At 35.4% G+C, this 20,991-nt stretch carries 13 protein-coding genes and 1 tRNA gene; 4 read left to right on the forward strand and 10 right to left on the reverse strand.

Annotated elements, in window-relative coordinates:
• Positions 1 to 46: 46 nt before the first annotated feature.
• The 4 genes from A9Q93_RS01490 to A9Q93_RS01505 all read left to right on the forward strand — a co-directional run bounded on the left by A9Q93_RS01490 (position 47) and on the right by A9Q93_RS01505 (position 9,779).
• Positions 47 to 6,817, forward strand: coding sequence for an MG2 domain-containing protein (locus A9Q93_RS01490; RefSeq protein WP_303685610.1), 6,771 nt, complete (start codon positions 47 to 49; stop codon positions 6,815 to 6,817).
• Between the two features lie 125 nt (positions 6,818 to 6,942).
• The gene (locus A9Q93_RS01495; protein ID WP_303685611.1) at positions 6,943 to 7,884 is read left to right on the forward strand and encodes a geranylgeranylglycerol-phosphate geranylgeranyltransferase; all 942 of its coding nucleotides are present in this window, start codon (positions 6,943 to 6,945) and stop codon (positions 7,882 to 7,884) included.
• Positions 7,885 to 7,889: 5 nt separating this feature from the next.
• The gene (locus tag A9Q93_RS01500; RefSeq protein WP_303685612.1) at positions 7,890 to 8,840 is read left to right on the forward strand and encodes a carbon-nitrogen hydrolase family protein; all 951 of its coding nucleotides are present in this window, start codon (positions 7,890 to 7,892) and stop codon (positions 8,838 to 8,840) included.
• Positions 8,841 to 8,855: 15 nt separating this feature from the next.
• A complete protein-coding gene (locus A9Q93_RS01505; RefSeq protein WP_303685613.1) occupies positions 8,856 to 9,779 on the forward strand; it encodes a GYDIA family GHMP kinase in 924 nt (307 codons plus the stop codon).
• Between the two features lie 75 nt (positions 9,780 to 9,854).
• On the opposite strand, the gene A9Q93_RS01510 is transcribed toward A9Q93_RS01505, so the two are convergent.
• The 10 genes from A9Q93_RS01510 to gldJ form a co-directional block, all read right to left on the reverse strand.
• The gene (locus A9Q93_RS01510; RefSeq protein WP_303685614.1) at positions 9,855 to 11,966 is read right to left on the reverse strand and encodes a peptidylprolyl isomerase; all 2,112 of its coding nucleotides are present in this window, start codon (positions 11,964 to 11,966) and stop codon (positions 9,855 to 9,857) included.
• 205 nt (positions 11,967 to 12,171) lie between these two features.
• Positions 12,172 to 13,443 carry a hemolysin family protein gene (locus A9Q93_RS01515; RefSeq protein WP_303685615.1) on the reverse strand — a complete coding sequence of 424 codons (1,272 nt, stop codon included), beginning with the start codon at positions 13,441 to 13,443 and terminating at the stop codon, positions 12,172 to 12,174.
• Positions 13,444 to 13,445: 2 nt separating this feature from the next.
• Positions 13,446 to 13,637, reverse strand: coding sequence for a hypothetical protein (locus A9Q93_RS01520; RefSeq protein WP_303685616.1), 192 nt, complete (start codon positions 13,635 to 13,637; stop codon positions 13,446 to 13,448).
• Positions 13,634 to 14,224, reverse strand: coding sequence for an LPS export ABC transporter periplasmic protein LptC (gene lptC, locus A9Q93_RS01525; protein WP_303685617.1), 591 nt, complete (start codon positions 14,222 to 14,224; stop codon positions 13,634 to 13,636). The genes A9Q93_RS01520 and lptC overlap by 4 nt, the downstream gene beginning before the upstream one ends.
• Entirely contained in the window at positions 14,224 to 15,588 is a 1,365-nt protein-coding gene (locus A9Q93_RS01530) for a hypothetical protein (protein ID WP_303685618.1), read from the reverse strand. Before A9Q93_RS01530 ends, lptC begins: the two co-directional genes overlap by 1 nt.
• Positions 15,589 to 15,608: 20 nt before the next feature.
• On the reverse strand, positions 15,609 to 16,874 hold the full coding sequence (locus tag A9Q93_RS01535) for a hypothetical protein (RefSeq protein ID WP_303685620.1): 1,266 nt from the start codon (positions 16,872 to 16,874) through the stop codon (positions 15,609 to 15,611).
• A complete protein-coding gene (locus tag A9Q93_RS01540; protein WP_303685621.1) occupies positions 16,871 to 17,605 on the reverse strand; it encodes a type III pantothenate kinase in 735 nt (244 codons plus the stop codon). The genes A9Q93_RS01535 and A9Q93_RS01540 overlap by 4 nt, the downstream gene beginning before the upstream one ends.
• A gap of 69 nt (positions 17,606 to 17,674) precedes the next feature.
• Positions 17,675 to 17,747, reverse strand: a tRNA-Phe gene (locus A9Q93_RS01545).
• 77 nt (positions 17,748 to 17,824) lie between these two features.
• Positions 17,825 to 19,099: a UDP-N-acetylmuramoyl-tripeptide--D-alanyl-D-alanine ligase gene (gene murF / locus A9Q93_RS01550; RefSeq protein ID WP_303685622.1), complete on the reverse strand. Its 1,275-nt coding sequence runs from the start codon at positions 19,097 to 19,099 to the stop codon at positions 17,825 to 17,827.
• A gap of 65 nt (positions 19,100 to 19,164) precedes the next feature.
• Positions 19,165 to 20,850, reverse strand: coding sequence for a gliding motility lipoprotein GldJ (gldJ, locus tag A9Q93_RS01555; RefSeq protein WP_303685623.1), 1,686 nt, complete (start codon positions 20,848 to 20,850; stop codon positions 19,165 to 19,167).
• Positions 20,851 to 20,991 lie beyond the last annotated feature (141 nt).

Consider the following 20,991-nt stretch of genomic DNA (forward strand, 5'->3'; position numbering starts at 1 on the left):
ATAAAACTTGATTTTACACGTACCTTTAAGTCAAAATCTACTCCAGATGAAAAATATCTTAGTTCTATTATTACTTTTTTTGGCAGCAAACTTTCAAATGAATGCTCAAGATTATTATGTCAAAAAATGGCACCAAGTCGAGAAACTAGAGGTAGAAAATAAAATAGAAGATGCTCAGAAGATTCTAAATGAAATTTATCAAAGAGCCAAACGTAAAAAAGACGATGATCAGCTGGTAAAAACCTTTTTGTTTCGGGCAAAATTTGATTTGATCAAAGAAGAGGATGCGCAGCAAAAGGTTTTGAATGAACTGCAAGAATTAATAGACGAGGCTAAATTCCCTAAGAAAAACGTTTATCATACGATTTATGCCAAACTTTTAAACGACTATGTAAATCAAAATCGCTGGAAGTTACAGCGACTTACAGCTGGCGCAACGGTAGATGAAAATGATTTTACCACTTGGGATATTAAGAAGTTCTATGCGGTCATTTCAAAGCAATACGACCTTGCATTGAAGGATAGAAAGCGATTAGGTAAAACTCCTGTTTCAGAATTTAATGCGATTCTAGGAGCACGTCCTTTGGGTAGGGAATTGCGACCTACCTTGTTGGATTTGCTTTCTCGCGAGGCTTTGGATTTTTATAAAACTGGTTACCATAACATCACTAAACCTAAAGAAATCTATGCCATAACTAAAGAAAATGCTTTTCTCTCTACCCAAGAATTACAAAATTTAAAAAGACCAGCTGGTGACACTATCTTCTCAAAATATGATGTGTTGCAGCTATATGCTTTATTAGAACAATTGCATAACTCTAGAAATGATGCTGGCGCTTATGCAAGCATTCTTTTAGAGCGTCTTAATTATGAAAAAGGCTTTTTAGAACGCTCAGAAGACTTGCCAAAGTATACCGATTATCATCAAGAGCTTTTAAAGACGTATGAAGATAAGGCTGTAAGTACACTAGTTAGTTACAGTCTTGCTAACTATCATTATCAACTCAGTTTGAATAAGGATAAAAATAACAGGCAGCAAGACCGCGATAAGGCCATTTCTATCGCAAAACAAGCTACAGAAAAGTTTCCAGAATCTTATGGCGCTGTGCAATGCACGTCGTTGCTTTCTACTATTTACCAGCCTAATTTAAATATACAGCATCAAGATAATGTGATCCCAAATGAACCACATCGTGGTGTGATCACTTACAGAAACGTCGACAATGTTCAAATTCACTATATCAAAGTACCTTATGATTTTAATGACAGGAATCTTGACCGAACCACTTTATTTCAACAAACTTTAGAAAAAGCACAAAAGGAAAACAGAATCGCATTTTCAAAAGAAATCAATTTGAGATCCTCTCAAGATACTTACGAGCATTCTTATGAATACGAAGTCAATGGCTTACCGGCAGGGACATATTTAGTTGTTTTTGATAACTATAAGAATGATTTGAAAAATAGTTCAGGAAGTCTTATAACTATTTCACAATTGTCAGTTTTTAAAAAGGTTGATAATGATCAGCTTACAGTACAAGTATTGGATAAAAAAACGGGACAGCCACTTAAGGGTATTGAGTTAGAACTGTCTGAGTTTATAGGGAACCGTAAAAATGTGGCAAAAACAGATCATAACGGTAAAGCTACCTTAAGCAAACCTAAAAGTAGCGAAGGAGATTTCCAGCTGATAGCAAAGAAGGGCGAAGACATAACAGTCCATCAAGCCTTTAATAACTATTATAATGTTTATGATAAAGATAGAGAGGATAAAATGGAGGTAAAAGCAAAGCTTTATCTAGATCGCGCCATTTATCGTCCGGGACAAACAGTCTATTTCAAAGGAATTATAGTAGCTAAAGAAGGAAAGAAATCATTCGTAGTGCCCTATGAACTTTTTGAGATCACTATAAGGGATGCTAATCGCAAGTCTGTTTTTGAAACTAAATTAACTACTAATGAATACGGAAGTTTTCATGGAGAATTTACATTGTCTAAAGAAGTAATTACTGGAGATTTTAGGATTGAAATCGACCGTGATTATGACAGCGATTTTTGGGACGGTATTGAAGATTTTGATGATGGATACTATAAGAATACTTTCAAAGTAGAAGAATACAAACGACCTCGTTTTACAGCAGGTTTTAAAGAGGTTAAGGAAACCTATGCGATGAATGATTCTGTTGTGGTTACCGCTTTCGCGAAAGCGTTACTAGGTTCTAACATCACAGATGCAGAGGCTCATTTTAAAGTGACCAGAAGTGCAAGCTTACCTTGGTGGAAGTATTCTGGCTATTATTCTGATGAGCAAATTATAGTAGACAGCAATGAGCTAGAAGGTGATTTTGTGACAGATAGCAAGGGAGAATTAGAGATTAAATTTAAAGCAGTAGCAGATTCCACTTTGTTGGCAAAAAATGTACATCCTATCTACAATTATAGAATAGAAGTAGAAGTTACTGATGTCAACGGAGAAACCAGAACAGCTGCTACAACTGTGAGAGTTGGAAAGCAAACTATCGAGATAACTTCAATAGTGCCGCAAACATTAACAGTAGAAAACAACGAAGTTAAAGTTGCAGTCAGGAATTTAAATGGACAACTAGTTACCGCTGAGGTAGAAGTGCAAATAAGACAATTAAAAACACCAGATCATATCGTGATTCCTTCTAACTTAAAAGAAGCCGAATTCCATCAAAGCAACGATACCGCTTATAGAAATAAATTCCCTTATGCCGAGTTGCGCGAAAGTGAAAAATCAGGAGATTACAAAACCGCACCTATTCTCTTTAAAAAGCGATTGACAGTGGATTCTTTAACTACTATAAAACTACCGATTACTAAAAATTGGGATAATGGCAATTACGTCATTTATACAAAAGCCATAGAAAAGGGAAAAGGCAAAAGCTTAGAAATAGAAAAGGATTATGTAGAAGAAATCAATAAAGTAGATGTTTGGGCAAATCAAGAATTACCTATCACACCAAAAATAATCTCCCACAATGTAGAGGTAGAAGATAACATTGCAACCGTAAATTTCCATACTTCTATGGATGGTATTTATTTAAATCTTTTGACATATGACGCTAAAGGAATTTTAAGTGATAAAACTATTTTCTTGCCTAGAGGAAAAACAACACTTAAATATGATCTTCAAAAAGCAGATGAGAACTGGATGAAATTTTATTATTCGGTACAAAAAGAGAATAAATTTTATACCTCTAGATTTCAAGCAGAAGGAGATCAAGAAGCCTTTTCTATATATAAAATAGAGACTAATAGTTTTAGAAATAAATTATATCCAGGCGCAGAAGAAGAATGGTCTTTTATTATTAAAGATCAAGATAACAAGAGAATGAATGCAGAGGTACTAGCTAGTATGTATGATAAAAGTCTTGATGAATTTACCACTAAAAACTGGAGTCGTTTTTCATTTTCAAATAATTACAACAATTTCTATCCCAATATATTTCGATCAACAACTTATTTATCGATCAAATATGCGAACTTGAATATTATAAATCCATGGATAGACATGCCTCGATTTAATTATGATCAAATTAGATATTATGGTTTAGACTTTAATTTAAATACTTATAGGTATGAAAATTATCTTAGAAAACTAAGGAAAAAATTCGAACCAATTCAACCAATTGAAGGCTATGTAACAGGAAGGATTTTGGGTCCAGATGGAGACGAAATAATAGGAGCTACGATTCAAATTAAAGGAACTTCGATTTTTACCACATCTGATTTTGATGGGATTTATAGAATTAAAGCAGGATTTAACGATCACTTGATCATTAGCTACACCGGTTATGATGCCGAAATCATTAAAGTAGACAATCAAAAAGTCATATCCTTGAATTTAAAAAATAGTTTAGGAGAGGTTGTAGTTATGGGCTATAGGACTATGAATCGACTTGATCCTAACCAAGCAAAGGTAATAGAAGATTATGAAGCCGATGACGACCAAGATGGCGTTCCTAACTATTTACCGAGGAATGGAAATGGTATAGATGATAAGTTTAACGACTTTAATACTTATCGTGGAAATGCTTATAGAAATAATGAAAGTATTGCTTATGAAACTCTTAGCAATGGTAAATTAATTGCAAGAATGTATCCTAGGGATGCTTCTTCAGAAGATGAGACTTATCTAAGAACTAATTTTGATAGTAACGATAATAGGAATTATCGAGACGGAGATATTGAATCTCTTTTAAAAAATTTACCAGGAGTAGCAATGAACAATGAGATTACTTTTTATGTGTTAGATGGAACAGTAATAACAGTGGAAGAATTTAAAAATTTAGACGGTTCACAAATTGTTGAAGTAGCCTATTTAAATAGTACAAATGCCACATCCATTTACGGCAGTCGTGCGGCAAATGGTGCCATTATCATTTCTACAAAAGAAGGCGTAAGTGCCAATGATCTCGTACTTCAAGAGATGGCATTGAATAATGTCCAAATAAGAAAAAACCTGAAAGAAACAGCCTTTTTCTTACCAGAACTAAAAACAGATGAGAAAGGAAACCTTAAATTTTCTTTCACTTCTCCAGAAATGTTGACTCAGTGGAAACTGAGACTTTTTGCACATAACAAAAAAGCCGAGACGGCATACCTAGAAAAACTGGTTGTGACGCAAAAGGAACTGAGTCTTGTTCCTAACGCACCTAGATTTCTTAGAGAAACCGACACGATTAGATTTTCCACTAAAATAGCCAACCTAAGTGATGCCAAAATAGAAGGAATCGCAACTTTAAAATTATTTGATGCGCTCACTATGCAACCTATAGATCAAGAGTTGCAAAATACCAATGCACTTCAAAATTTTACTGCGGAGAAAGGTGGCAACGCATCTGTGAATTGGACTTTTGTAATTCCGGTTGGTACGCAAGCGGTAACCTATCGTGTGATTGCAAAAGCTGGTCAGTTCTCTGATGGAGAAGAAAATACCTTGCCAGTTCTTACGAATAGAATGTTGGTTACCGAATCCAGATCGCTTTGGGTTCGCGCAGGAGAGACAGAATCGGTAACTATGGATAAACTCGCAAACCATACATCTGCTACCTTAGAAAATCATCAAATGACTTTTGAATATACGTCTAATCCTAGTTGGTATGCGATCAAGTCCTTGCCTTACCTCATGGAATACGAGCACGAGTGTGCAGAGCAAACATTCTCTAGGTATTATGCAAACGCCATGGCAGCGCATATTTTGAATAGCAGTCCTAAGGTGAAAGAGGTTTTTGACAGTTGGGCAGCAAACGGCACCAATAAAAGCAAGTTAGAGCAAAACGAAGAATTAAAATCGGTAATTCTAGCGCACACGCCATGGTTGCGCGATGCACAAACTGAGGCGCAAAAACAGCAACGATTGGCAACGCTTTTTGATCTGGATAAAACAGCTCGCGAGAAAAAGAAAACTCTTGCCAAACTCGAAGAAAAACAAAGCAGTTCAGGTGGTTTTCCATGGTTCAGCGGTGGAAATACTAATGAATACATCACAAGGCATATTGCGGCAGGAATAGGTCATTTGAATAAATTAGGAGTCAACGATGAAGACCGACCGCAAACAGATCGCATCTATAAAAATGCCATTGCCGCGGTAGATCGAGCTTGGGTAAAAAGATTCAATGATTATCTCAAACGCAATAAGAATTTAAAGAAATACAATTTCGGTGCGAGTTACTGGCATTATCAGTATGCACGCAGCTTTGAGAAGTCGGTTCTCGATCAGAAGACGGATAAGGTATTAGAAGATTTTGAAAAGGTAGCTTTCGCGAAAGCGGAAAAAGAATTTGCTTCAAAACCATTATACACTCAATTACTAATGGCCATCGCATTGCATAGAAACGGCGAGAAGAAGACAGCTGCCAAAATCCTTGAAGGTTTGCGACAAACGGCAGTAGTAAGTAAAGAAAACGGCATGTACTGGAAAGAAAATACCAACTCTTGGTACTGGTACAGCAGCGATATAGAAACACAAGCACTAGCGATAGAGGCATTTATGGAAATCGATAACGACACAAAAACGGTGGAAGAATTGCAAGTATGGTTATTGAAAAAGAAAAGAACCACACAATGGAAATCTACAAAAGCTACTGCAGATGCTACTTATGCGTTGCTATTACAAAATGGCAACTGGACTGATGTTGAGGTGAAAAATCAAATCACTTGGGCAGGAAAAGAATTACCAGAAAACAAAATGAATGAGGTGAAAAAAGAAGCTGGAACTGGTTATTTTAAAATCTCGTTGAACAAAGAAGAGATTACTAAAAAACATGCGACCGTTGAGGTGAAGAATAGAGGAGAAGTAACTGGTTACGGTGGTTTGTACTGGCAGTATTTTGAGAACCTAGATAAAATTACCAGAGATGATAATGGACCTTTATCAGTAAAAAAGAGGTTGTATAAGAAAGTGAGTAACAATTCTGGCGAAGAATTAAAAGAGATCACTTCTCAAGATGCATTGGAAATAGGTGATTTAGTTACGGTTAGAATTGAGATTAGAACCAAAACCGATATGGATTTTGTGCATTTAAAAGACATGCGCGCCAGTGGTTTTGAACCTGTAGATGTACTATCAGAATACAAATGGCAAGATGGATTAGGTTATTATCAAAGTACAAAAGATGTGGCGACACACTTCTTCTTTGATAACATTCCAAAAGGAACCTATGTTTTTGAATACGAGGTAAGAGCAAATAATGCTGGTAATTTCTCTAACGGAATTACTAACATAGAAAGCATGTACGCACCAGAGTTTTCTAGTCATAGCGCTGGCGAGCGAATTTTTATTACAGAATAGGCGAGCTTTAAAACTCATTTTCATAGGTGTGAAATTATGGTGATTATCTGTTTATTTAAGAGTAGATAACATTAACCTATTCTTAAATCAAGTCTATTGTGATACCTATGTAGTAAATTAGCTCTGTGAATAAGGAGCAAACATATCAACTACACACTTCTAATAGTTTTAAGGCATTACTCATAAAAGCTTTAAGTCTTTTTTCTAGTGTCCGATTGTATAATGTTGTTTTAGTCGCATTTGCACAATTGCTAGCTGCGATCTTTATAATCGCACCAGAGCTTTCTGTAAAGTCTATTCTACTGGATTACCGGCTGTGGATGATAATTTTTGCTACTAGTGCTGCAATTGCTGGTGGTTATATTATCAACAACTTTTATGATCGAGAAAAAGATCTGATTAATAGGCCCCAAAAAACATTATTAGAAAACAAAATAAGCAGGTCTACTTTGTGGTCAGTATATTTTACTGTAAATGGTATTGCTTTTATTTTGGGAAGTATAGTTTCATGGAGAGCTGGATTATTTTTTGCGTTCTATATTTTTGCTATGTGGTTTTATTCCCATAAGCTTAAAAGAGTTCTATTTTTAGGTAATTTGATGGCTGCACTTCTTGCGGTGACTCCGTTTTTTGTTTTGTTTATGTATTACAAAAACTTCTACCCAGTGATTCTAGTTCATGGAGGTTTCTTATTTCTAATTTTAGGGATGAGAGAGTTAGTTAAGGATTTAGAGAACCTTAGAGGTGACCTCGCGCAGAATTACAAGACCATTCCAGTAGTTATGGGAGAAAAAGTAAGTAAACAGTTTTATACGTTTCTTACGTTTTTAACGATCATACCTATAACGGTTCTCATCGCATACTTTGAAATAGGTTTTATGCAGTATTATTTTACACTCATTACAGGAGCATTACTGGTTTGTATGCCATTAATCTGGTCTTCTAGACGTAAAAGAGAGTATTTACTTATCCATTTTATACTTAAAGTTATAATAGGTGCAGGAGTTTTTTCTATTCTATTAATTGACTTGCCTGCGATTATAGATCGTTTGCAAACCTTATTTTAAAATTTATGAATTCCCATATAAAAGTTGCTCTCGCTCAAATCTCACCAGTGTGGTTAGATAAAAAATCAACCTTAGAAAAGATTCTCTCCACTTTAGAAGAAGCTGTTAAAGAAAATGCTGAGTTGGTTGTTTTTGGAGAAGGATTGCTGCCCGGTTATCCGTTTTGGTTGGGACTGATGGATGGTGCTGCATGGAATAAAAAAGAGGTAAAAGAACTGCACAGGCAATATGTCTTGAACGCTGTTTGTATAGAAAAAGGAGAGCTGGATGCCGTTTGCGCTTTCGCGAAAGCGAAACAAATATCCATCTATTTAGGAATTATAGAACGACCTGAAGATCGTGGTGGACATAGTGTGTATGCTAGTATGGTTTACATAGATCAACAAGGAATCATTCAAAGTGTACACCGTAAATTACAGCCTACGTATGACGAGCGTCTTACCTGGTCGCCAGGTGATGGAAATGGGCTGGTGACTCACAAATTAAAAGATTTTACGGTGAGTGGTCTCAACTGTTGGGAAAACTGGATGCCATTACCTCGTGCTGCCATGTATGCTCAAGGAACTAATTTGCACGTAGCCTGCTGGCCAGGAAGTGACCATAACACTAAAGATATAACGAGATTTATAGCTCGTGAAGGTCGTTGTTATGTGCTGTCTGTATCCTCAACGATGTTTAAAGCCGATTTCCCAAAGGATACGATTCATATTGATCAAATACTAGAAAATGCGCCTGAGGTACTAGCAAATGGTGGTAGTTGCATCGCTGGTCCTGACGGAGAATGGATTATAGAGCCACAAATAGGTAAAGAGGAAGTGATCTATGCGACTCTGGATTTTAAAAGAGTATTAGAAGAGAAGCAAAACTTTGACGTGGTAGGTCATTATTCTCGACCAGACGTCACGCAATTGCATGTGAATAGAGAACGACAAACTACTGTAAAATTTAGCGAATAATATCTGTTGAATACCATGGCAACCAAAAAGACCAAAAAATATACTGCGCACGGTAAATTTTTAATTACCGGAGAATATGCCGTCTTAGATAATGTGCCTGCACTGGCAGTACCTTTAAAATTGAATCAGTACTTAGAAATCACCGATCGTGATGATCAAGAAATCACTTGGAAAAGTTATAATAGTGATGGAGAATTGTGGTATCAGGTAATTACAAATGTGCATGACCTGTATTCCGATTGTATTAATTGTGATAACCCTATTACTTTTAAATTAAGTGAAATTTTAAATACTGCGCTGCATTTAACTTCTAATAAGTCTTTAAGAGGTTTTGATGCGGTGACTACTTTAGACTTTGATAGAAAATCAGGTATGGGAACGAGTTCTACATTAATATCCTGTATAGCTCAATGGCTAGGTTGTGATCCTTATCAATTACAATTTAAGTGTTTTGGAGGTAGTGGTTATGATATTGCTTGTGCTACAGCTCAAAAATCTATTATTTATAATTATAACAATGAAGAGCCGTTTTTTAAAGAGGTATATTTTAATCCTGCGATAAAAGAAAAACTGTTTTTTGTTTACTTAAATAGAAAACAAAACAGCCGAGATTCTATTGCAAAATTTGATAAGGGACTTTTAACGTCATCCTATAGAGAAGAATTAAGTAATATGCCTAATGCCTTTCTAGAAGCCTCAAATGATTTATTAATGTTTGAACAGTGCATCACACGTCATGAAGAGATCATCTCTGCAGTGGTAGGAATAGCACCTATTAAGCAGCAGCTTTTTGATGATTATCAAGGAGCAATAAAATCTTTAGGCGGTTGGGGCGGCGATTTTGTTTTGGCTACTGGTGGACTTGAGCATCGTAAATATTTCAAGAATAAAGGATATAAGATTATTCTTGAGTGGGATGATGCCGTCTTAAGTTATTAGTAAGTATTATAAAACAAGAAACAAAAACGCCACTCAGTCGAGTGGCGTTTTTAATTTATTGATATATCCTACAGATTAATAGAATACAGCTCTATTATCTTCTATCTCAACAGATTTTTTCAATGCTTCTACTAATTTAGAAGTAGATTGATTTGCTGCCTGTGTAGCGATTGTATTTGCATTTGAAGTATAGTTTTGTAAGTCTGGTGCTGTCTCTATAGCAGTTACTTTAATTACAAAAACACCATTATCTCCAGCAATAGGCTTTGAAGTAGCGCCTTGATCAAGACCAAATGCAGTACCTACTACTAGAGGCTCTTCACCTACACCTGGAATAGTTGGGTTCTTACGGTTTACACTAGCTGCAGTTTTCATAGCTTGACCTTGGTTATTTGCTATTTCAGAAACTTCGCTAGCAATGATCTTATCCATAATCAGCTTTGCTTTTTTCTCCTTTCTTAAGATAGGAGCAACTTTTGCACTAGCTTCTTCACTGGACATGTTACCAGCAGCACTCTTTTTATTAAGTTTTACTACTACATAACCTCTAGAAGTTTCAAAGCGTTCAATGTCTCCTTCAGACCTATCTTCATTAAATGCCCACTGAATGATTCTTCTGTTCTTACCTATTGTAGGTAATGTCTCATCAAGAGGTTTTAAATTATTTACTGGAGTAGAGGTAATACCATTTTCTTTTGCAAGAGCAACAAAGTCTCCGTCTTTTGCTGCTTTCTGGAACTTCACTGTTTTAGTAAACAATTCTTTTCCTGTCTTTTTAGAAGCGATTACTTTTTTTGCAACTGTTGCCAGCTTGATAGCATCTTTAGGTGCAGCAACTTCATCAATTCTTATAATGTGGTAACCGAAAGCAGACTCTGCAATACCTACGGTACCTTCTTCATTTTCATATAGAAATTTAGTAAATCCTGCTGCGTAATTTCTTGCATTACCTGAATAAACTACCCAACCGATGTCTTGACCGTTTGCTACCTCTTTGTTTTCTTTAAAATATTCAAACTTAGAATCAAATTTGCTCTTGCTTTGACCTATTAAATTAAAGATACTGTCTGCAGTTTTCTTTGCTGCTTCTTTGTTTCTAGTAATGCTTGGGTCAGCTCTTTGAGCACCTTGATAGGCAATTAAGATATGTCTATTATTTACACTATCATTAATAACCTTTTTATCTTCAACAAGAGATAATTTCATGTATTCACCATCTTCATATGGGCCGAATGTGCTTCCTTCTTCCACATTTGCTACGGCTTTTGCAGCAGCTGGAAGATTTGAAACCATTACATAGCGATTATCATAAGGTAAATCACTGTTTTGTGCTACATAAGCATTTAAGTCTTCAGCTTCTGTTATTGCAGGAACTGTATAGTCTTTTTTAGTATTTAAGTTACGCAAAGTTTGCTCACTTAATAATTTGCTCAAGTCTGATTTATAAGAATCTTTATCTTCTTGAGAAGCTTTATCTTCAAAAAGTACAAACTCAATATTTCTCTGAGCCTCAACTTTAAATTGATTTTTATGTTTATTTACATAATCGCTTATTTCTGAAGAGGTAACTTCTACTAGACTATCTGCAATTGTCGTATATGGAATATTTACATAAGAAAATGTACGGTTATCATTTTCCATTCTATATTCCATCTCACCATCTGCATTTGTTGCAATTAGTCCAGACTTCAATAGGTTAAAAAACTGTTCTTGCTGTGCGTTTGTAGCAGTACCAGTAATAAAATCATTCCATCCTGCGCCATTAACTTGCTGGATGTTTTGTACAAATGATTTAAATTGAGACTCATTGAAAGACCCATCTTCATTTTGAAATTGAGGATTACTCTTGTAGTTTGCTTTTACAAGCTCTGCAACTTTTTCATCAGTAACCTTAATTCCTGCCGCTTCTATTTGTTGAGCTAGTACCGCATTACGTACTTCTTGATCCCATACAGAATTTACTGCCTGAATTTGAGAAAAATTTGCGCCTCTGTTTTGAGATGCGTTTTCAACTTTTCTTGCAAAACTCTCACGATCAATTTCAGTATCACCTATATAGCCTACTGCATCGTCTTGTTTTTGTCCGTTTGAGGTGAGTACACCTTGAATAATGAAAGCAAATAATGCTAGCGCAATTACTAGAATCAAAATAACTCCTTGATTTCTAATTTTACCTAATACCGCCATTGTAATTTATTTATTTTTTTGATGAGGGCGAAAATAGTGTTTTCCACCTAATTAATAAAGCATACTAGCTCTTTATACACTCATATGAATCATTATTTTTATAGGAATAGAGAGGCTGGTGTTGATCTCGCTTTCGCGAAAGCGGAATCGCAAAAAGAATTTTAAAGATATTTAAGTGATATAAATACTTATCCAACTACCTAAATCATTCTGGATCACCTACGGTAAGATGAACTAGATCGATTTTATTATCTGATTTTTCAAGTATTTTATAACTGTTACCATCGATAATAACTACGTCTCCTTCTTCTGGGATACCAGCAGTCTCGTTTACAATTAAACCACCTAAAGTTTCATATTGATCGCTTTCGGGAAGGTTAAGATTGTAGTTTTCATTTATTTGATCTACCTCTAAACGAGCACTGAGTTTATACTCATTTTCATTAATCTGATGATCGATCAATAGATCTGAATCATGCTCGTCTTCAATTTCTCCAAAAAGTTCTTCTATGATGTCTTCTACAGTTATAAGACCACTTGTCCCGCCATATTCATCAAGAACTATTGCTATGCTTTTATGACGCTTGATAAGTAAACTTAGCACATCTTTAGCAAGCATGGTTTCTGGGACGTTAATTACATTGCGTTTTATTTTTTCAATGCTTTCTGGAGATTTAAATAGATCAAAACTATGTACATATCCTATAATGTCATCTATAGTATCTTCATGGATTAAAATTTTTGATAATCCAGTTGAGACAAATTTTTTATTGAGTTCCTTAACGTTTGTATCTTGATGCACTGCGATCATTTCAGTCCTAGGAACCATAACTTCACGAGCTTTAAGACCACCGAAGTCTAATGCGTTTTGAAAGATCTGTATTTCAGTATCTATATCTTCTTTGATCTCCACACTTTCCATTTGCTCTGTAATATAATTACCTAATTCTAGCTTAGAAAAGCTCAATTGTAACGAGTCACCGCTTGATTTAAAAAACGTTTTCAAGATAAAATCTGAAATCATTATGCAAAATAGCGAGATGGGCCAGAAGAGTAGGTAAAAGATATATGCAGGGATAGCAAAGAATTTCAATAATTCATTTGAGTAAATCTGAAAAAATACTTTAGGTAAAAACTCTGCAGTTAAAAGAATGATTAAGGTTGTAAATGCGGTCTGTACTAACAGGCTATTTAATATCTCAGCATAGTCTGGAAACGACTGTATTAAAAATGTGGACATTAAAGTTTCCATTGCAAAACCATAAACAACTAGCGAGATGCTGTTACCTATAAGCATGGTTATAATGAACTTAGATGGACGTGCGGTAAGGTTGCGTAGTACACGACCTATAAGATCATTCTGTCGTTTTTCTAATTCTATATGAATCTTGTTAGAAGAAACATAAGCGATTTCCATGCCCGAAAAAAATGCACTGAGCACGAGCATCGTAATGATAATAAGAATTTGAATTAGCATTTTTATTTATTGCGTTCTTCAAATCTACGACGAAATCGCCTTTTAAAGAAAAACATAAATACGGCAACCACTGCCATTCCAAATAGGAGGTAAGCTTGATTAGGGTTAATGCCTAGCTCGTAGAAGCCAGTAATTACAAAAACTACGGCAAAAATTAAATAGGCGTATTCGAAGTATTTGAAAAATTTGCTCATTTGTTTTGTTTTGGTACAAAGGTATCATCTGGATCTATAGCAATCAATTTTTTTAAATCTTCATTTGCATCAAGAACGGTTCCTGTTGTTTTACCTATGTTTTGAGCATCTTCACTATCAACAATTGATGTCTCAAAGGCTTGATTTGTAAAAATCCATTTTGCTTTTTGATCCCAGTAGAGTTGGTCTCCCATAAAGGTATTACCGTCGCTGGTTACAATTTTAACATTATTGCGCAAGTCTATAAGTTTAGTCTGGTCATACATGGTTCCAGAGTCTGCAGTTATAGTGGTGAGGTTTGTTTGATCATCAGTGTATTGATAAACCTTTACTGTTATACCATCGGGAAATTGTGTGAAAGGAAACTCATCATTTGAAAAATCCAGCATTTTTTTGCCTTGGATGCTTAGTTTCAATCTACCGCTATCGGTATGTTTTAAAAGCATGTTCTCTACTTCACCTACTGGCTCGTTAGAGGCGATTTCCATCTTTTGAATCTCTTTTAAATTATCATCACATGATGCAAAAAAACAGATCACGGCTAGTGCCGTGATCGTGTATTTAAATATGTGAAATAAAGATTTCATTAAAAGTTAGGTATAGTAACTGATTCTCCTACCCAGCAATTAAAAGTGATTCTATCACCAGAGTTGTAACTGCTGTTAGAAAAGACATCTCTCTTTCCTGGTGCAGCAGCATTATATGCTGCAGCAGCTTTTCCAGCACTTTTCTTTAATGAAGGGTCTACTCTCGCAGCTTTATAAGCATATCTTGCAGCTACCCAGTTTAAAGCTCTCTTCTCAAAAGGGTTTGATCCACAGCTACCATTACTTTTAGATATCATACCAGCAATTTGAAGGTACGGTGCTCCGAAAGATGGTCTCAAATCAGTTGCTGCCAGGTAGGCTTTTCTTGCACTTCCATACTGGCCTTTACCTTTGTAAATATTACCTTTCTTGTAGTAAATAGCAGCTTTGGTGTCATTATCAATACCTAGCTCTATTGCTTGATCCCAGTATTCCATTTTTTCAGCAGTAGTCTCAGCAATATTTCCTAATCCATATGCTGTTCTTGCACTAGGGTTAATAGCATGTAGCGCTTTAACAGACTTAATATATAAAGGTGCATCAGTACAATCTTTCTTTTGAAGTCTAACGAGAACATTACTTAGCCATTCTTTATTAGATTGATTTGCATCAAACTCTGCATCGTAAAGTGGAATTAATTTATCACAATCTGCTAATTCACCTAAGGTACCATTCACACTACCCATCACGATACCGTAATTTTTAAGATTAGCTTCTTGATAACCTATGGTTTTTTCTTCTTTTTCAGTAAGCTTAGTAGTTTCCTGTTTTGTCATTAAATCAGCAACAACTTTAGATCTTTCATCTTGTAGAGACTCAATATGATTAGTTAACTTATCATATATATTGAAGAGTCTTTGAAGATCTAATTTATTGTTTTTGTATTGCTTTTCAGCTAAAGAAAAATAAGTCATCATACCATTAGGATCAGTGAAGTTTTCTTGATCTGAATTAAACAAACCATCCAGCATTTCAAATTGTTCTTCACTAGTACCTATTTTATACTTCTGCATAGTACGTGCAATCTCAATTTTCTTTCTTGTAACGTCTACTTTAGCAGGGTAATTAGAAACTTGAGTATTAAGCATTTTTAAAAGTCCTTCTACGTTTTCTGTTTCTACCCCAACTTTCTTTTTAATCCTATACTCGTAGATTTTTTCACCGTATTGATATATCGCTACGCTTGCATCAGGGCATTTTTCCATTAATGGACCTAATTGCGTGTATGCAGCATCATAATTTTTAGCTTTTGCATCTTCAGCAAAGAGGCTTAACATATTTCCACATTCTGGAGATACTTGCGCTTTCGCGAAAGCGAAACTAAAAAAGCTAAGTGCGATTAAAAATGTATTTTTAAGTTTCATAATATTGATTTGAGTTGTTCTTAATTGTATTTTCTTTTAATAAACCAAACATCGTTAAGTGATAAACCAATGGAGACGTTGAAAAATCGTTCTCTAATTAAACCGAAATCTTCTGTTCCTCTTTGTCCTATTTCAAAGCCAATGTTTGCATTTGAAAAACCAGTTCTTTTACCGATCGGTAATCCTAATCCAAAAGATATGCCAAACTCATTTATGTCTGAAGAATTCACTCCATCACCACTTATTTCAAGGCCTAATTCTTCATATCTAATACCACCTCTGTAAACTACGCGGTCCCAGTAGCTGGTTACACTATTGTAATTGGGTATGTAAAAACCTCCAGCTCTATATGATGCTGCATCTTTAAAAGTCGTTCCTGCAGGTGCAAATGATCGAGAAGTAATGGCGCTACTACCGCGCGTAGAATATTCTACTCCAGCATTCCATTTTAACGGCTGGCCTATAGTAAGACCAAAAGTTAATTCTGAAGGCAGTTTTAAATCTTGCTCATCAAGTTCAGGAGTTCTAGTACTTACAATATTTTCATTTAGATCTGTGGTTAAAAGAAATGTAGATAAGGTGCGTTCATTTTTTGCATTTAAATCGCTCTCTGGACTGTAAACTGCGCTTGCCTGAATCTCGAGTTTTTCGTTAATCATTTTCTGATAATGCAATCCTAAATTAAATGAAGCACCACTGAAATCGGTCTCATTAATTTCATTAGTTCCAAATTGGACACCAGCAACAGCTACACTCGACGAGTTAGTTTCTTCACCGAAGTTATATCTGAATTCACCACCGATGCTCAATTCTGGAGTTATTTTGTAACCAAAGCCTAGGTAAGCGCGATTAATACTACCAGTTCCTGTAAATCTAGAGTATAATGTTTCTGTTACGTTACCGATTTCATAGCCTACAGAATTAAATGGAACTAATCCAAAGCCAAAAGCGGCTTTTCTTCCCAGTGGAATCCCTATACTAACATATTCTATAGAGGTTGCAGAATAGGAGTCGCTTTCACTTTCTGTAGAGGCCCATGTTTCAGAGTGAACAGCTCCTAATGAGTAGGTGGTAACTCTTAAGTTTCCATAAGCTGCTGGATTTCTCAAGTTAATATGAACACTATCTGCGTAGGTAAGCATGCTACCCATACTACGATTTTCAATAGTACCTTTAAAAGTTTGTTGCCCCAAACCAAAAAAGGAGTAAGGTGATGAAGTGCGTGATTGTGCAAAGCAGTTTATACTTGTTAATATTGCTATTGCAATTACTATACTTCTAATCATAGATTTTTATTAAATTGGTATAAATTATAGATGCCATAAAGCATCAAAAATGGCGTCGCAAAGAAACGGTTTTTTAGTTGTTTTACCAATAGCTCGCTATCGCCTCCTGTCATTAAAATTTTTAGGTCCTGATATTTTTCTGTATATGTCTCTATAACTCCTTTGATCTCTAAAGTTAATCCTTTAATAACACCACTGTGAATCGATGTTTCTGTGTTATTACCGGTTATATAATCTATATGTTGTGGTTGTAATAACGGTAAGTTTGCAGTAAAATTATGAAGAGATTTATAACGTAATTGTAAGCCTGGAGAAATCGCTCCTCCTTTATAGTTTTTGAGGCTATCTATAAAGTCGTAAGTGACGCATGTACCAGCGTCTATCACTAGTAAGGGCGCGTTTGAAGCCTCAACAAATAAGCCTCCTGCGACCAGGGCAATGCGGTCGTTACCTAATGTTAAGCTTTTATAATGATTGTTAAATGGTAATTGAACCTTACTATTTACTTCAAAAACGGTGTCAAAATTAGCATTTAAATAAGCCAGTAGGTGATCTGGAAATACACTTACATTGCAATAAGCAACTTCCGTAATGTTTAAAAAGGACTGTTTAAAACTCTTTATCTCTTGTTTAAAGAAGTTAATCTCGGTGCGTACGATTTTATGTACGGTTAAATGATCGATGGCAGCAATCTTAATGGAAGTGTTTCCTATGTCAATGGCTAGTATCATGAGTCTGTAAATATAATCGTAGTTACATTATTTAAAACAAAAAGCCCGATCAAAAGATCGGGCTTTTAGTGGTACCTCCAGGAATCGAACCAGGGACACAAGGATTTTCAGTCCTTTGCTCTACCAACTGAGCTAAGGTACCTTTTGCTCGTAAGCGGTGGCAAATTTACATAATTATTGATTTGCTGAAAGCTTTTTTGCGTTTTTTTTGAAAAACTTTTAAAATTTAATGTCCATTGCTTTCAAAATGTTTTCGAGTCCCATTCCTCGTGAGCCTTTTATTAATATAACTTGTTGTTTATCAACATCAAATTGAAAAGACTTTAAAAAAGCTTCTTTAGTTTTGAATTTTTTGGAATTAATAGTTTCTGTTCGATTAAAGTTTTCTCCTATCAAGTAAATGTGCTGAAATTTTAACTTTTCTGCAAGTGACGCCATCTTTTGATGTTCTTCTAATGCATAATCACCTAATTCAAACATGTCACCTAATATCGCTATTTTATTAGCTTCTTTTTGAAGAGCTAAATTTTCTAAAGCTACTTTCATACTACTAGGATTAGCATTATACGCGTCTAATATGATTTTTGTGTTTTGGCTTGTAATTATTTGCGACCGATTGTTTTTAGGTACATAGTTCTCAATTCCTGCAATAATGTTTTTCTGACTTATGTTCATCACTAATCCTACGGTATATGCAAAAAGGGCATTGTGGTAATTATAGCTTCCTGTAAGTTTTGATTTAATAAGTTCATTTTGAGCTATAAATGTTAGAAATGGTACTTCAGAGAAAATAGATGTATTTTCAGGAGTGAATACTTGCTTCACGTTTGATGATCTAACTATTTGTTCTGGATCCCACCGTCCTATTATTGCTGTACCAGACGAGGCGTTGAGATAATCAAACAACTCACTTTTTCCTTTTTTAATGTTTTCAACACTTCCAAACCCCTCAAGATGTGCCTTCCCATAATTTGTTATCAAGCCATAATTAGGCTCTGCAATAGTGCTTAATAATTCAATCTCTTTCATATGATTTGCACCCATTTCTACTACGCCTATTTCTACAGATGAATCAAAGGAAAGTAGTGTTAAGGGAACGCCTATGTGATTATTGAAATTACCTTTTGTACCTTTTACTGTGAATTGTGTAGATAGTACGGAAATGATAAGTTCTTTAGTTGTGGTCTTTCCATTACTTCCTGTAAGAGCAATTATGGGTATGTTAAGTATTCTCCTGTGGTAGGTTGCTAATTCTTGAAGTGTTTTTAAAACATTGCTTACCACTGTAACTTGCTCATGATTACTCCATGTTCTATCGTTTGAAACAACATGGCTTGCGCCTTTATTTAAGGCAGTTTCTACATACTGGTTACCATCAAAATTCTCTCCAGAAAGAGCGAAAAATAAATCGCCTTCATGAATGGATCTTGTATCAGTATTAATACCATTAGAGGAAATGAAAAATTGATAAAGGGATTCTATTGTTGTATTCATACAAATTGTAATATTAAAAAAGCCCTTAAAATAAGGGCTTTTTACAAATTATAATGTCTTACGTACTAGTTACGTGGTCTTTTAGTTTTCTTGGCTTTAGAACCTACTCTAGACATCGCACAACGGAATCCTAAATCATCCTTAGCCATATCTTGTGGATAAGACCTTCTTGCTGCTGGATCTAGCCAGTAAGCTCTATCTCTCCATGAACCACCTTTAATTACTCTTACTTCATTGTTGATGAGAGATGTACGGTTTGAGTCTTTATCATATTGTCTGTCTAAGTTACCGATAGAATCAAACTGCACACTGTGCTTTGGAGAATTATACATTCTATTGTTCTCATCGTTCAGACGATCTCTTTTATCAAAGTACTTAGTCGATTGAGCGTCACCATCACGGAAGTCTCTATTATCGCTTCTGTCAAAGTTAGTTCTTAAATAAGTCTCATTATCATCTACAGATTCTCTTTGAATTTCACCTGGCAATGCACGTGCAATCAATTTTCCATTACTTAAAGTATCGTAAGGGATAGAGTCTGCACTTACAACTGCGATCATTCCATCAGGACCTATTTTATTTCTTGTATATACATTACCACGGTAGTAATTAAAGTCATTAAATTCATCATCTACCATAGGACGGTATACATCTGCAACCCATTCTGATACATTACCAGCCATTTCATAAACCCCAAAGTCGTTAGGCTCATAGAATTTTACTGGTGCCGTAATATCTGCTCCGTCATCACTCCATCCAGCGATACCACCATAATCACCATCACCTTGCTTAAAGTTAGCCATGTGATCACCACGAGATTTGCGTTTACCGCTTCTTGTGTACTGACCATCCCATGGGTATTTTTTTCTACCTCGATAGGCGTTATATTCACGTACACTTCCTAGACCTAAAGCAGCATATTCCCATTCAGCTTCCGTTGGTAAACGGTAAGCTGGTAAAAGAATACCGTCTTTTCTAGTCACGTAAAGTCCAGAAACTTCACCGTCATTTCCTTGTTTTGCGGCTTTAGCTGTTTTCTTTTTTTCTAAAGATTCAGATCGTTTTCCACCTTTAGTTTTTTCTTCATCACCACCATAAGTTAATGTAGGTGCGTTTAAATAAGTTTCTGTATTAAATGTTGCGCCAGCTTCTTGATTTGCTAAAGCGTCTTTAGAAGTATAACCTTGCTTATTTAAGATAAGTTCATTTACACGTTCTGTTCTCCAGTTAGCATATTCTACAGACTGAATCCATGTTACACCTACTACAGGATAGTTCTGGTAAGCAGGATGGCGTAAATAATTGTTAGTCATTTCCTCGTTGTAGCCTAAGCGGTTTCTCCACACAAGAGTATCTGGTACTGCGCCATTATAAATATTACGGTATTCCTCGTCTTCTGGTGGGAAAACAGCTTTGATAAATTCAAGCATCTCGAGGTACATCCCATTAGTTACTTCGGTCTCATCTATATAGAAGGATTGTACGTGTTGTTGATTAGGAGTGTTGTTCCAGTCGTGCATAGGATCATCTTTCACACGTCCCATGGTAAAAGTACCACCTTCAACAAATACAAGTCCAGGTCCAGTTTCCTGTTCCTTATATTTAGTATTTAATTCAAATCCGTTTTTACCAGTTACGTCCCAACCGGTACCACGCGATGTTGTAGTGTAGTCGTTTCCACCACCACAACTCACTATTGCTATACCAGCAAATAGCGCAAATACTGCTTTTACTACAAAGTACTTCTTCATTTTAAGAATTTATTTTGAAAAACGAGTCGCAATATAATTATTTCAATTAAATACGAAAGCATTAATTAACATTATTCGCACTACATTTGACAATCCATCATGATTAACGTCGATGAATTGTATTTATTATGCGTTTTTATG

Origin of the sequence: Nonlabens dokdonensis, from assembly GCF_002162835.1 — a bacterium.
GTDB classification, from domain to species: domain Bacteria; phylum Bacteroidota; class Bacteroidia; order Flavobacteriales; family Flavobacteriaceae; genus Nonlabens; species Nonlabens dokdonensis_B.

Excerpts from the sequence above, each read along its gene's own strand:
- gldJ (WP_303685623.1), bottom strand. The coding sequence starts at position 20,850 with ATGAAGAAGTACTTTGTAGTAAAAGCAGTATTTGCGCTATTTGCTGGT.
- A9Q93_RS01530 (WP_303685618.1), bottom strand. The coding sequence starts at position 15,588 with ATGAAACTTAAAAATACATTTTTAATCGCACTTAGCTTTTTTAGTTTC.
- A9Q93_RS01535 (WP_303685620.1), bottom strand. The coding sequence starts at position 16,874 with ATGATTAGAAGTATAGTAATTGCAATAGCAATATTAACAAGTATAAAC.
- A9Q93_RS01540 (WP_303685621.1), bottom strand. The coding sequence starts at position 17,605 with ATGATACTAGCCATTGACATAGGAAACACTTCCATTAAGATTGCTGCC.
- A9Q93_RS01520 (WP_303685616.1), bottom strand. The coding sequence starts at position 13,637 with ATGAGCAAATTTTTCAAATACTTCGAATACGCCTATTTAATTTTTGCC.
- lptC (WP_303685617.1), bottom strand. The coding sequence starts at position 14,224 with ATGAAATCTTTATTTCACATATTTAAATACACGATCACGGCACTAGCC.
- A9Q93_RS01490 (WP_303685610.1), top strand. The coding sequence starts at position 47 with ATGAAAAATATCTTAGTTCTATTATTACTTTTTTTGGCAGCAAACTTT.
- A9Q93_RS01500 (WP_303685612.1), top strand. The coding sequence starts at position 7,890 with ATGAATTCCCATATAAAAGTTGCTCTCGCTCAAATCTCACCAGTGTGG.
- A9Q93_RS01510 (WP_303685614.1), bottom strand. The coding sequence starts at position 11,966 with ATGGCGGTATTAGGTAAAATTAGAAATCAAGGAGTTATTTTGATTCTA.
- A9Q93_RS01515 (WP_303685615.1), bottom strand. The coding sequence starts at position 13,443 with ATGCTAATTCAAATTCTTATTATCATTACGATGCTCGTGCTCAGTGCA.
- murF (WP_303685622.1), bottom strand. The coding sequence starts at position 19,099 with ATGAATACAACAATAGAATCCCTTTATCAATTTTTCATTTCCTCTAAT.
- A9Q93_RS01505 (WP_303685613.1), top strand. The coding sequence starts at position 8,856 with ATGGCAACCAAAAAGACCAAAAAATATACTGCGCACGGTAAATTTTTA.